This is a genomic window from Elusimicrobiota bacterium, assembly GCA_041658405.1.
In the GTDB taxonomy this organism is placed as follows: Bacteria; Elusimicrobiota; UBA5214; order JBBAAG01; family JBBAAG01; genus JBBAAG01.
The window spans coordinates 17,486-31,926 of the sequence record JBBAAG010000010.1 but is presented as its reverse complement, the minus strand read 5'-3'; the positions used below and the strand labels follow the sequence as shown (position 1 = coordinate 31,926).

The following is a 14,441-nucleotide window of genomic DNA, read 5'->3' as shown; positions in this document are numbered from 1 at the left end:
CAAACAATCCCGGTTATAAACACCGGGATTGTTTATTTTTTGACATACTGGCCGGGATTTAATAGAATACACAAATATGATTAAATTTATTTATGGTTTACTTTATGGCAGTAAAAATAAGCGTGAGCTCAGGAAATTACAGCCGTTTGTTGAAAGTATTAACGAATTAGAAGAGGAAATTGAAAAATTATCGGATATTGAGCTCGCAGATAAGACTGCTGAATTCAGAAAACGTATTATTGAATCAGGTGAAACTTTGGATGAAATCCTGCCGGAAGCGTTTGCTGTAGCGCGTGAAGCAAGTAAACGTACGCTTAAACTCCGCCCGTTTGATGTTCAGCTTATAGGCGGGATGGTATTGCATAAAGGCAATATTGCTGAGATGAAAACAGGGGAAGGGAAAACATTAGTTGCAACGCTGCCTGTGTACCTCAATGCATTGACCGGCAAGGGTGTGCATGTAGTTACTGTAAACGACTACCTTGCTAAACGCGACTGTACGTGGATGAGCCCAATTTATCAGTTTCTTGGATTAACCGTAGGTTTTGTACAGCATGACATGGCGGATGATATACGCAAGAAAATGTATGGCTGCGATATAACGTATGTCACCAATAATGAGATTGGCTTTGATTACCTCCGTGATAACATGAAGTTCCGTAGTGACGACCGTGTCCTTCGCGGTTTAAACTATGCTATCGTAGATGAAGTTGACTCAATCCTTATCGATGAAGCGAGGACGCCGTTGATTATCTCAGGACCGGCAGAAGAGTCTACGGATAAATATCATATTATCAACCGTGTCGTTCCTCAGTTAAAAGGGCGGTTCGTAACGGAATCTGAGGAAATTGATGCTAAACATGATGGGATTGATTTATCAAAAGGGTATGATTATGTCGCTGATGAAAAAAATCATACTATATCACTCACCGAACAAGGTGTTACGCGGAGTGAGTGGTTGCTGGGTGTAAAAAATTTGTATGACGATATACAATCCGAATGGGTTCATCATATTACACAGGCGTTGCGGGCGCATAAGCTTTATAAACGCGATGTTGACTATGTTGTGAAAGACGGGGAAATAATTATTGTTGATGAGTTCACTGGCAGGTTGATGCCCGGGCGGCGGTGGTCTGATGGGTTACACCAGGCAATTGAAGCAAAAGAAAATATGAGGATCGCTGAGGAAAACCAAACCCTTGCAACTATTACGTTCCAAAACTTTTTTAAACTTTATGGAAAAACTGCCGGGATGACTGGTACTGCTGCAACTTCAGCAAATGAATTCTGGGGTGTGTACAAACTTGATGTCGTGATCATACCCACAAACAAGCCTATGATAAGGAAAGATTATCCGGATATTATCTACAAAACTGAACGCGAAAAGTATAACGCTATAGTCAGTGAACTCGATAATTTATGGAGAAAAGGGCAGCCTGTGCTTGTAGGTACGCGGTCAATTGAAAAAAGTGAACACCTGAGTATGCTATTACGCAAGAAAGGTATTCCTCATAATGTCCTTAATGCAAAGTACCACGAGATGGAAGCACAGATTATTTCACAGGCAGGGCATAAGGGCGCGGTTACCATAGCGACAAACATGGCAGGCCGCGGGACGGATATTGTCCTTGGGGGTAATCCTCCTGTTGAAGAAGATGTTCAGCATATAAAAGATGTCGGTGGCTTGCACGTGCTTGGTACTGAACGGCATGAAGCGCGGCGTATCGATGACCAATTACGCGGGCGTACAGGCCGGCAGGGTGATCCCGGGTCGTCAAGGTTTTATTTGTCGTTAGAAGATGAACTCATGAGGTTGTTTGGTTCTGACCGTATAAAAGGTGTTATGGATAAGTTAGGGATGCAGGAAGGCGATGATATCCAGCATCCTTTTGTGACGAAAGCGTTGGAGTCCGCACAGGCGCGGGTTGAAGCTATGAATTATGATATCCGCAAAAACTTGTTGGAATTCGATAAGGTTATGAGCCGTCAGCGTGAAGCTATATACGGGCTGCGCGATTCTGTGATTGAAGGTAGTTCTGTCCCGCAACGCATTACTGAGATGATAAATGAAGCGGTAGAAGAAAAAGTTGAAGGTATATCAGCAGGTAAGAAATTTCCTGAGGAATGGGACTGGCAGGTGTTGGATGTGTGGACACAACGAATGTTTGGGTTTACGCAACAAAGGAATAAAGAAGAAATTGCGGGAATTAATAAAGAGGAATTACGTAAGAAAATTGAGGAAGAGGTTAATTACCAGTATAAACACAGGGAAAACGAGTTTGGCAGTGATGTTGTCCGCGAAATGGAACGCATGGTGTTGTTACAGATGATAGATACCTGCTGGAAGGATCATCTTTATAATCTTGACCAGTTGAGAAGAGGGATTGGCTTACGCGCGTATGGCCAAAAGGATCCGGTGATTGAGTACAAACAGGAATCGTTGAATCAGTTTGAATTAATGTTGCAGCGTATAAGTGACAGTACAGTAGAGTATATGTTCCGTATACAGCCTGTAAGAGAACCTGTACGCCGTGTGCCTATAAGGACAATTGAACATCGCGGTAACGAAGGGGAAAGTTCTGCTGCAAAGCTGCAGGGAACACAGGGTAATAATAGCGCGTCATCGTCAATACTCTCAAGCGGAAAGGCTTCAGATAATGTCCCGAAGACAGTGAAAAAAATCGGGAATAACGATCCGTGTTGGTGTGGTAGCGGGAAAAAGTATAAGAAGTGCTGCAAAGGTAAAGAATAAAAAAGTTTATGATACTGAGCCTAGCGGATTATATCGGGAAGTCAATCCTGGATTTTTTTAGGTATTGTTATGATTTATTGCTGATGCTGTTCTTGACACTAAAAACGTATCTTAAACCCCCAAGTATCTCCGCAAAAAATGTTATCCGTAGTGTTATTTACAGGCAGATAATATTTACTGCGATTGATGCATTACCGCTGATCACAGTTATTTCTTTAGGATTGGGGATAGTTGTTATAGTTTCAGGGATGACACAGTTGGCAAACCTGGGAGCTGTGGATCTTGTCGGTAAAATAATAGTATTGGTTTTTGTCCGGGAGATGGGCCCATTAATAACGGCGTTTATGGTGATCAGCCGGTCAGGTTCCGCGATGGCTACGGAGCTTGGGAGTATGAAGATAACTAAAGAGATTGAATCACTTGAAATTATGGGGATCGATATCGCGCATTATATTCTCGCACCGAGATTAATCAGTTGTACGGTATCAACGGTTTTACTGACAATATATTTTATTATTATAGCGTTACTTGGCGGGTACCTTATTTCAGCATTAATGATAAAAATCAGTTTTGTAGTATTCATGAATAACGTATTATCAGCGTTTACGTTCCAGGATGTGATTGTTTCAATTGTAAAGAGTTTGTTTTTCGGGATAACAATTGCGTTGATAAGTTGTTACCACGGGTTGGAAGTAGAAAATTCTACAACTCAGATGCCACCGGCGACGTCGAATGCGATTGTTAATTCCATAGTGTTATGCGTGATTATAAACGGAATAGTAACTATTATGAGTTACCTATAAACATTATATGTCCCAAACAGAAATAAAAGTAGTTCTCGAGTTTAAAGATGTAAAGTTTCTCATCAACGGGAAGGTTTTGTTCGAGAATGTTACTTTAAACCTCAACGAAGGTGAGTTAATGACAATAGTAGGTACCAGCGGTAGCGGGAAGTCATTTCTTCTGAAGTTGTGTATCGGGCTACTAAAACCATCGGCTGGGGAAGTTAAATTGTGGGGCGAGAGTATTGGAGAATATGCGCTTGCGCAAAAACAAAAATTGCGTGCAAAAGTGGGGTTTGTGTTTCAGGACGCTGTGCTGCTGAATAACCAGAATGTGTATAATAACCTTGCGTTGCCGTTAAGGTATCATACCCAAAAAAGTGAGAAAGAAATTGAAGTAATTGTCAGTGAAAAACTTGAACACGTGAACGCACGGGCGTATATTAAAGAATTTCCTCCTGCACTGAGCCACGGGGTTAAGAAACTGGTAAATATTGCGCGGGCGTTGATTCTTGACCCAAAATTACTTATTTACGACGAGCCTACCTCCGGGCTTGATGATATTGAAGCACAGCCTGTACTGGAGTTGATAAAGAAAGTTAATATACCGGAAGATGTTACAACTCTTGTTGTGACATCGAATAGTGTGGTATCTGAAAAGTTACCTGGCAGGGTGTTGCTGTTAAAGAATAAAACTGTTATTGATACTGGAAAATAAGTATTGAAAGTTTGTATTATACTTATAGAAACATATTTGTTTAGGGGCCTGTTAATTAGAGGGTATTGTTTATGCATTACATACATAAATTAAGTTCAAGAACGATTGAGCGTATCGTTGGAATATTCGTGCTTATATGTTTCACCGCAACGGTAGCGCTGGTTCTGGGCATTGCGGTGAATAAAAAAATGTTCGCAAAGGAGTATCAGCTTGTCACTAAGTTTAAAAGCGGGTATGGGATTAAGCCGGGGACTAAGATTAAACTTGCAGGTATTGAAATCGGGCAGGTGAACTGGGTAGGGTTCAATGCAGCAAATTTTATTGAAGTGCGGATGAATATAGAAAACCGTTTCCAGGAAAAAATCCGTGCGGATTCTATCGTAACTGTTGGTGGAGCGGGTATCGGCGGAGATAAGGTGTTGAACATATCAATCGGTGCTCCTAAACAGATGGTATTAGTGAATAATTCAAGGATACTATCAGAAGAACCTGTAGAACTCGGGGATATAACAGCAAAAGTTAATTCCGCAATCGGGCAGGTGGAAACTATTATGAAGAATGTTGTGCAGGTAGCTAAAAATGTTAATACTGCATCTGAAAAGTTAAACCTGGTATTAGGTAATGCTAATTCATTAGTGACGAATGTGGATGCAATTGCAGGTGATATCCAAAAAGGTAAGGGAAGTATCGGGATGCTTATTGAGAAAGATAAGTTGTATAAAGACCTTGAGCGTTCTGTTGAGAATGTTGAAAAAATCACGCTTAATGTTAAGAAAGGTACCGACGATGTCCCTAGCCTTATGATGCGGGTTAGAAGTATTCTAGATGAAACTAATAAAGTTGTCTTAGGGCTTCAACGGCACTGGCTTATCAACGGTGGAGTTAAAAAAGCGGAAAAAGAGTTAAAAAATAAAGAAAAAAGTAAATACGAATCAACTTCTTTAACAATATCAACCGTAGCTGTGACTGCAATAGTACCGGTTAAGAAGAAGTAAGCGGTTGCAGTGAGGATAGTATTACTACTGTTTACAGCATTCCTAAGCGCTGTATTAACAATTTTTGCATTCCCAAAATTTGATTTATATATACTATCCTGGATTTGTTTAGTACCATTATTCATCATCTCTTTCCGTCAACAAACAAAGATTGTGTTTTTTACTGCCTGGATTTCGGGTATTCTGGCAAATGCAGGGGTGGTGTACTGGCTCGTCCCTACGTTTCGTACTGCAGGAGAGAGCGGAATTACAGGAATAGCGGCATTAATAGCTCTTTCAGGGTATCTTGGGGTGTATCATGGGTTGTACTTCATTTTTGCGGGATGGATCTTTAATAAATGGAAGTTCAATGAAAAATCTGTATGGTTTAGTCATCCGGGTTTAATGATTACACTCTCTGCCGGGTGGGTGGTGGTTGAACTGCTAAAAACAGTGGTCTTAACAGGTTTTCCGTGGGCACTTCTGGGGTATACACAGTATAATTCCTTGTGGTTAATACAAATATGCGATATCACTGGAGTTTACGGTGTGTCATTTGTCATAGTATTGGTCAACATAGCTCTGGCGTTAATTGTTAATACTTTATTGAATGAACATAAATTGAATGATAAAACCGCTAGATGCGTTATTTCAGTAACGGGTGTCGCTATATTAATCCTGACAGGGTGTTATGGATATAGTAAGTATAGAATCCAAAATATTTATGCGCAAATAATTAATGCTCCTGAGATGAGAATAGCTGTCCTGCAGGGGAATATTGATCAATATAAAAAATGGGATCAGCAGTTTGTTACCGAAATCATGGGTGCGTACAGTAAAATCGTATATGCTGTATCGAAAAATAACGATGGACTTGATCTTGTTGCCTGGCCGGAGACTGCTGTACCGGGTTATTTGCTTAATGAGAAAAGGATGTATGATTGGGTAGTTTCCTGTGCAAGGATGACACGATGCGCTCATCTCGCAGGGACTGTTGAGTATAAAGACGGGGAGATATATAATTCTGCTGTATGCCTAACTCCCGAAGGTGCGGTTGCGGGGAAGTATAGTAAGATACATCTTGTACCGTTTGGAGAGGTTGTGCCGTTGAAAAAGTGGTTGGAGAAATATATTAAAACATTGACTGCTTTGGGGGATGTCAGCCCCGGGAAGCACACGGATCCAATCCGTCTAAAGTTAGCCAGCGGTGTGGAAGCTGATGTAGGGACATATATTTGTTTTGAATCAATATTTGGTGCTGAAGTTACGCGGTTTACTAAAACCGGTGCACAGGTACTGGTAAACATCACTAATGACGGGTGGTACTTAAACACTGCGGCGCCGTATCAACATTTTGTGTTCAACATCTTTCGTGCGGTAGAGAACCGGCGGTATGTTGTACGTTCAGCTAATACCGGCATTTCCGGGTTTATTGATCCAACGGGAAAGGTGGCCGAAAAAACACAGATATTTGTACCTTCAGCTATTACTTTCAATGTACGGTTACTCGATGAGTATAGTTTTTATACACGGTTTCCTTATGTTTTTAGTTTGTTATGTACAGCATTAGTATTAACCTTAGGGTTATTGTGTAAGTTCAAAAATTGATTTTTGTATGGGTTTGTGTTAATATTTAGATTGGTATTAAATGGTGTTTCGCTAATAAACAATGAAAGGAAAAAGAGAACAAATGAAAAAAATTGGGTTTATTGATCATTACATCAACAATTTTCATTCAAACAATTATGTTAAATGGATCAGGCAGGGTAAGTTCAAAGAGAGTATGGATGTCGCGTATGCGTTTGAGGAAACAGTATCCAATAATGTCGATATAACAGCATGGTGTAAAAATAATAAAGTTGAAAAACTTTTAACTCCCGAGGAAGTAGTTGAAAAATCTGATTACCTCATGGTTTTATCCCCAAATAATCCTGAACGCCACTGGGATCTTTGCGAGAAAGCGTTGTCATCAGGTAAGCCTGTGTATGTTGATAAAACATTTGCGTTGGATGTAAAGATGGCAAAGAAACTTATTGCTTTGGCGGAGAAAAATAATACGCCGATGTTTTCAACTTCGGCATTACGGTATTCAGTTGAACTTGAATCGTTCATTAATAATGTAAAGAAAGAAAAAGTAATACCGTTTGTGTCTACCCGCGGGCCGAATGAATGGTGTGTGTACGCAATACACCAGATAGAAATGATGGTAATGCTGATAGGTACCGGTGCAAAACGTGTTATGCGTACAGGTGCAGGAAACGCAGTTGTTATGAATATAGATTATGGTGATGATAAACGTTCAGCAGTAGCGAATTGTATTCTCGGTACTACAAAAATTGATGCTCAAACTTTCGGTCAGGATTTTGAACTTTCCGCGATGTTTGATACCGGCGGCGCATGCGGTATACCCAGGATCGATGTTGGTAAGTGTTTCTTACGGCTGATTGACGATATCTGCGATTTTTATGAAACACGCAAGATAAAGGTTCCGCATGAGCAAACATTGGAAGTTATGCGTATCATTGATGCAGGTAACCGCGCAAATGAAAAGCCGTATACCTGGGTGGAAGTTGAGAAGTAGTTCTCAAAGAAACTGGTTGTAAATGAAGCGTCTAAGCAATAGTGTGGTAATCGGTATTGACCTCCATGGGACATTGTTGGGTAAAGGGTGGAGGATCGAAGATAAACTGATAACTCCTTTGTGTGAAGCAATGGCGGGAGTTAACAAACTCGGGAAGTTATATATTTGTTCGGGTAATGATTTGAGTTTTATTAATAAATACGTCCCGCATAAGGTTCGTGGTTTATTTGAGGGGTACATACTTGAAACGGGATGCGTTGTAAGTAGTGGTAAAAACGAAAAAGTTGTTGTTACGCGGAGAATGGTGAGACGGATAAAGTCGTTGGAACGTATCTTGCGTACATTAAAAATACCGAATACAAAATATTTTGGGCGCCGGCTAGCTACGATAAGTGTATTTACAAAGAATGAACATAGCGGGCTTGACCCGAGGGTGATATTCCCGGAAGTACAAAAACTTGTTGATGGGTATGGGTATCACCAGGACGTTATTGTTACACATTCAGATGTTGCGGTTGACATTCTCCCTATGGGTTATAATAAGTTCACGGGGTTGAAACATATTGCGGGGAAACGGTGTACTGTAGGGATTGCGGATTCCATGAATGATTACAATCTTATACTAAATTCTGATTACGCTTTTTTGCCTGCAAATGCTGCGGAAACATTGCTGAGGTTTATAAAAAATCATGGGAAAACTGTACATAAGATAGGAAATCATAAGAGTTCAATTCCACTGAAACACGGATGGATATATCAAAGCAAGTATCCGTCAACCCGCGGGGTGATTGACAGCCTGAAGTTTATCTCTGAAAAAGCAGTATAAAAGGCGGTTTGTGTTTATTATCTCAAAGTATCTGGCAATTAATATTTACGTATTAACGGTACTTCTTCTCGCATTTTATGTCCCTGTTACTCACGCTGAGAATAAAGGTGAAGTTAATTGGCAGGATTATATTTCTTATGCTAAAAAATTAGATCCGTTACCTCCCACTCCGATAGGTGAAGGTAATATGGGTTCTTTGCCCTCAGGACAGTATGTAAAAATCAAATTTCCTGTCCCGCTTGGTAAAGTATTGAGTTATTCAATATACTTAGGCAATATTGTGGCATACCGCGGAAACGGCGAGATGTATCAAGTTGTTATAAAAATTGATGATATTGACGGTAAAGTTGTACATCAGTCTTCTAAAATCGGTAATTCAGAATCTTTTAATACTCATACCCGCGAGATTATAGATATATCAAAATATGTAACAGAAAAACATAGGAATGCAGGGTGTCTTGAACTGTTTGTAACAGTAAATACACTGAAAGATACATGGACGCTGTATAAACATAGTAAGGATAAGCCGATCAATGTTTTGTTCTTAACATACACCAACGAACTTGAACGTGAAGTTAAAATTAATACAATGCTGTCCCGCCACGGGGTGGAATTATTGCCTAAACCTAAAGAGCTTACTTTAGCGCAAAATGGTTTTGAGGTAAGGAACGGGCTGGAGATAACTTATAGTGCGGGATTGTTGGAAGATACTGAACTCGTTACACAGGGCTTATCGGAAGATTTACGTGAACGCATAGGGATCCTCACAAAAACAGTTAAGGGAGCTGATCCTATGAGGTATCAGTGGATATCCTTAAAAATACCTTCAGGAATTAAAGGCAATACTGTAATCCCAGCTGATATTGAAACGTTAATACCTAGCCATACGCAAGGATATTATCTGTCAGTAACACCGGAAGATGTTGTTATTGCAGGGAAAACCGCGCAGGGGTTATTCTATGGTTGCCAGGCATTGTTGCAGTTAATGGATACCGGCAAGAAAAATCAATATTGTATTATTCCATGTATAAAAATACGTGATTGGCCGTTATTTGATAACCGTATGGTGCAATATGACTTTGCGCGCGGGCAGAGTGTTAATATTGGATATATTAAGCGTATGATACGTCAAATGGCGTTTTTTAAAATTAATCAGTTAATGGTTTATATGGAAGACGATTTTAAGTTTGAAAAATATCCTTTTCTTGGGGATAAAGGTTCGTTTGAACCCAAAGTAGTAAAAGAATTATCTGAATATGCAAAAAAGTATTTTGTTGAACTCATCCCGCAGTTTGAATCCCTGGGGCATGCGAGGAATGTGTTGTCGCATGCGGAACTTAAGGATTTGAGGGAGAACGGTAACCCAAACAATTTTTGTGTACTTAACGAAAACACGTTTGTGTTTCTTGATAATGTTTATAATGAATTATCTAAGGCATTCGTTAATACAGGATATATTCATATCGGAGGTGATGAGTATGAATCCGGGTTCTGTAAATGCGTGAAATGTAAAGAATTTGCAAAAAAGTTTGCGTCGGAATATGAAGCTAAACTGGTGTTGTATTCATGGTATATAAACTCGTTAGGGAAAGTGCTGAAAAAGTATAATAAACGCATGCTGTACTGGGTATCACATAGTATTGAAGGTGATAGGATAGATCAACGTACAGGGATGACGCTTTCTGCTGCTAAACAGTTGGATAAAGAGTTTATACCGTTTGAATGGATATACCACGGCCCTTCGAGCTATCCTAGTTTGGATGATTACAAAACCGCGGGATGGAATGAATTGTACGCGGTTCCGGCGGTAGTGGGATATTCCAGGGTGTATCCGGATTATGAGACAACTTTCCGGGGAATAAGGGGGTTTTACGAAGAAGCCTATCTGCGTGGATACAAAAATGGATGTGTTGCAACCTGGGAACTTGTTAGATGCGGGCTGTTTGAGAACCAATGGTTAGGGATTGTGTATTCAGCTGAATGTTCGTGGTCCGGTAGCAAGGGTGGTCTACAATATTATTTTGAGAGGTACAAAAAACAGTGGTTTGGTATTGATGAAAATAATTCAAAGTTCAATAGCAAGGTTGATAATATAATTTACAGGGGTGCGTTGGATACATTAAATACAGGGAATTATGCTACTTATGAAAATGTTACAATCGCATTTTTTACAGGGCTTGAGGAATTTTACAAAAAATATGTGCGTCCGGATGAAAAAAGTGCTGGTACTGCTGCCGTTGCGCTCGCTAAGGATTGTGTGAATGTAAAAAAAGTGTTGAAACAGATGAAGAGTGTTTCAACAAGTAATCAATTATCAATAAACGCTCTGGAGTTAATGACGGATATAAGAAGTGCAGTAGCTGAGAAGACTGTTGCGTTATTGGTTATAACCAAAGCCTATACCGGCGCATATGCCAATCGCGTTTCACCGGGGACTGTTAAATCAAAACTTATGCTTTGCAAAAACAAGTTAGGTTTGTTGTTAAGAAGCATAGAAGTAATTAAACGGCAATACCGGTATTTCTGTGATAACGCAGGGGCGGCACTGGCCGATATCGGGTTAATTGAAAATATGGCAGAGGATACACGTGAAAAGATTGTGTTAATAGATAGTTATCTTCAAGAATGTGACAACGGCCGTATTCCGTCAATGCAGAACCCGTATGAGTTTATATCTGCATGTAAGGGTGTTTATCCTATAGGATATTGGGATGGTAAGTTGGTAAGGATGAACAAAGATATTCTGGAGTTTGAGATCACAAGAATTATCAAGGATAACGGGGAGTACCTTATAGAGTTTAGTTATACTTCCGGGAAGTATGGGTTGGATATTGAGAATGTTACATTACTGGAGAACGGTAAAATTATTGCGGAAGATAGCCATTCCGGATTCACCGGGAATAAAAACAAGAGTAATGTTTATAAAGTTACAATCAAGGATTATGACAAGACAAATCTGTACCGCATAGTTGTGCGCTGTAAAACCGCTGGCGGTGATGATACCTCAGGTGAACTTGTTTTGGTACACTTATGACTTATACGCGGGGAAGTTTGTTGTTGACACTGTAAGGGTTGTTAAACTATATTATTATTTACATTTTATGAATATCATCCTGCGGAAAAAGTGCCGGCTAATTGTATAGGTTTAATTTAAGGGAGTTGAATTGAGTTTATGGAAAATACCAGTTTTAGAGTAATACCTGCAATAGACATACGTAATAGCCAGTGCGTTAGGCTCACTAAAGGTAAGATTGAAACTGAACATGTGTACTCCAATGACCCTGTATTTATTGCCAAACTGTGGCAGACACAGGGTGCTGAGAGGTTGCATGTAGTTGACCTTGATGGCGCGTTCTGCGGGAATATTAAGAACGTGGAGATCATTGAGGCAATCCGTAAAGCTGTAAATATGGTTATTGAAGTTGGGGGAGGGATACGCTCGATTAAGAGTATAGAAAAAGTATTAAAACTCGGGGTGGATAAAGTTATTCTGGGAACAACTGTGGTGTATAACCCCAAACTTGTTGAACAGGCAGCTGAGAAGTTCGGGGATAAGATTATTATTGCTATGGATATAACACAAGGTAAGCTTTCAATCGGCGGGTGGAAGGAAGTTACAGCGATGACTCCTGAAGAAGTATTGCCAAAACTCGAAAAACTTGGGATCAAAGAGGTTATTTATACTGATACTACAAAGGATGGAACATTGGAAGGGCCGAATGTTGAAGGTGTACGTAATTTTTGTGATATAACTTCGATGCATGTAATATCGTCGGGCGGTGTTGCAACGCTTGAGCATGTGAGTAAGTTGTTGGAAGTAAAAAAACTTAAGGGTGTTGTTATAGGTAAGGCTTTGTACGAAGGTACGATAAAACTTAATGAAGCTATAGAACTTGCTAAGAGGGTGTAGATAGTTGACAATATGAATAGAAAAGAAGTTAATTCATTGGTGAACTCTGTAAAGTTTAAGTTTGACAGTAACGGTTTAATCCCTGCAATTGTACAGGATTATAAGGATGGTACGGTGTTGATGCTTGCTTATATGAATCTTGAATCTATCAAACGTACCCTGGAGAATGGCCTTACCTGTTTTTGGAGCCGCAGCAGAAAAGAGTATTGGGTTAAGGGGTTAACCTCGGGGCATTTACAGAAAGTAAAGAAAGTGTTGTATGATTGTGACGCTGATGCTTTGGTTATCAAGGTCAGGCAGGTGGGTGGTATCGCGTGTCATACCGGTAAGAGGAGTTGTTTTTTTAGGGAGTTAAAAGGTGGAAGCACAATAAGTATGCGTTGTTCAAAGAAAAGTGTTTAAAATAATGAGTTTACAAGTATTTCCGGCTATAAATGAATTCAAGCGTTTAGCAAAAACGTGTAATTTAATCCCTGTCTATTGCGAAATCCTTGCAGACACAGAAACACCTGTTTCAGCATATCTTTCTCTTACCAATAACGATAAGTGCGGGTATAGTTATCTCCTGGAAAGTGTTGAACAGGGAGGTAAGCTCGGAAGGTATTCATTTATTTGTGTGGATGCTGTACCTCTGAATGTTAAAGATAATAATAAAAGTAAGGCAACGCCTGTTATGGCGGTTAATACGCTCTTGCATCAATACAAACCCGCAGATATAAAAGGTTTACCGCGTTTCTGGGGCGGTACCGTCGGGGTGGTGTCATACGAGTACGTGCGCCGGTTGGAAAAACTTAGTAATCCGCGTAAAGATGCAAATGATTTTCCTGAGATGTTGTTTATGAGAGGGCAAACAGTTGTATTGTTTGATCATGTCGAGCGCAAGATGAAAATTGTTTATGCTGCGGATCTCACAAAAAATAATAATAATCCTGTACAAGCGTATGAGGCAGCGTTACGGAATATTAATTTAACAGTTGATTCAATTAAGGCAGGAAGAGCTGCAAAGAATAAGGTTTCTATTAACAAAAAACAGAAGAATTCGAGTTCTGGCAAACAAGATAAATGGGTGCATTCGCTACCGCAAAAACAGTTTACTGCGATGGTACGGAAAAACAGGGAGTATATACGTTCCGGGGATATTATTCAGATGGTGTTATCACAGAGAATACATAAAAAACTGGAATGCCAGCCGTTCTCAATCTATCGCGTACTAAGGACAATTAACCCGTCGCCGTATATGTTTTATCTTAAGTTCAAGGATTTGTACGTTATAGGTACCTCACCTGAAATTTTGGTAAGAAAAGAAGGCGCGGTTGCGGAAGTAAGGCCTATTGCGGGAACACGGCCCCGGGGGAAGACAGAAGCAGATGATCTTAAGAATGAACAAAACCTTTTACGCAGTATCAAAGAACGCGCGGAACATCTGATGCTTGTCGATCTCGGGCGTAATGACCTCGGGCGTGTGTGCAGGTATGGTACTGTAAAAGTACCGGAGTTTATGGTTGTGGAACGGTATTCACATGTTATGCATATAGTGTCTTCAGTGACGGGGAAGCTTAATACAAATGTCACCGCGGGAAAGTTATTTGACGCATGTTTCCCTGCAGGAACGGTTACCGGTGCGCCAAAAGTGCGGGCAATGCAGATTATTGATGAACTTGAACCGGTTACCCGCGGGATTTATGCCGGTGCAGTTGGATATTTTAGTTATCAGGGTAATATGGATATGGCAATAGCTATACGCACAATTGTTGTTAAAGATGGAAGAGTGTATATACAAGCCGGTGCGGGGATAGTCGCGGATTCTGTACCTGAAAAAGAGTTTAAAGAGACAGAGGCTAAGGCCGCGGCATTGGTTAGGGCGGTAAAAATTGCGGAAGAAGGCGTGGAGTAAATTA

At 40.2% G+C, this 14,441-nt stretch carries 11 protein-coding genes; all 11 read left to right on the top strand.

From position 1 onward, the window contains the following. Window positions 1-76: 76 nt before the first annotated feature. The 11 genes from secA to trpE all read left to right on the top strand — a co-directional run bounded on the left by secA (window position 77) and on the right by trpE (window position 14,437). Window positions 77-2,752, top strand: coding sequence for a preprotein translocase subunit SecA (gene secA / locus WC955_03485; protein ID MFA5858110.1), 2,676 nt, complete (start codon window positions 77-79; stop codon window positions 2,750-2,752). Between the two features lie 8 nt (window positions 2,753-2,760). Further along, on the top strand, window positions 2,761-3,555 hold the full coding sequence (locus WC955_03480) for an ABC transporter permease (GenBank protein ID MFA5858109.1): 795 nt from the start codon (window positions 2,761-2,763) through the stop codon (window positions 3,553-3,555). Window positions 3,556-3,562: 7 nt separating this feature from the next. Further along, entirely contained in the window at window positions 3,563-4,252 is a 690-nt protein-coding gene (locus WC955_03475) for an ATP-binding cassette domain-containing protein (protein MFA5858108.1), read from the top strand. Window positions 4,253-4,323: 71 nt separating this feature from the next. Continuing rightward, entirely contained in the window at window positions 4,324-5,247 is a 924-nt protein-coding gene (locus WC955_03470) for an MlaD family protein (GenBank protein ID MFA5858107.1), read from the top strand. Window positions 5,248-5,256: 9 nt separating this feature from the next. Next, complete coding sequence (gene lnt, locus WC955_03465) at window positions 5,257-6,834, top strand: apolipoprotein N-acyltransferase (protein MFA5858106.1); 1,578 nt, start codon at window positions 5,257-5,259, stop codon at window positions 6,832-6,834. An 82-nt stretch (window positions 6,835-6,916) separates the two neighbouring features. Continuing rightward, window positions 6,917-7,807, top strand: a complete 891-nt coding sequence (locus WC955_03460; protein ID MFA5858105.1) for a Gfo/Idh/MocA family oxidoreductase — start codon at window positions 6,917-6,919, stop codon at window positions 7,805-7,807. Window positions 7,808-7,829: 22 nt separating this feature from the next. Then, window positions 7,830-8,633 (top strand): hypothetical protein, encoded by an 804-nt coding sequence (locus tag WC955_03455; GenBank protein ID MFA5858104.1) that lies wholly within the window; start codon window positions 7,830-7,832, stop codon window positions 8,631-8,633. Window positions 8,634-8,643: 10 nt separating this feature from the next. Beyond that, window positions 8,644-11,667: a beta-N-acetylhexosaminidase gene (locus tag WC955_03450; protein ID MFA5858103.1), complete on the top strand. Its 3,024-nt coding sequence runs from the start codon at window positions 8,644-8,646 to the stop codon at window positions 11,665-11,667. A 138-nt stretch (window positions 11,668-11,805) separates the two neighbouring features. Next, entirely contained in the window at window positions 11,806-12,543 is a 738-nt protein-coding gene (hisA, locus tag WC955_03445) for a 1-(5-phosphoribosyl)-5-[(5-phosphoribosylamino)methylideneamino]imidazole-4-carboxamide isomerase (protein ID MFA5858102.1), read from the top strand. 12 nt (window positions 12,544-12,555) lie between these two features. Next, window positions 12,556-12,945: a phosphoribosyl-AMP cyclohydrolase gene (gene hisI / locus WC955_03440; protein ID MFA5858101.1), complete on the top strand. Its 390-nt coding sequence runs from the start codon at window positions 12,556-12,558 to the stop codon at window positions 12,943-12,945. 4 nt (window positions 12,946-12,949) lie between these two features. Next, window positions 12,950-14,437: an anthranilate synthase component I gene (gene trpE / locus WC955_03435; GenBank protein MFA5858100.1), complete on the top strand. Its 1,488-nt coding sequence runs from the start codon at window positions 12,950-12,952 to the stop codon at window positions 14,435-14,437. Window positions 14,438-14,441: the final 4 nt, after the last annotated feature.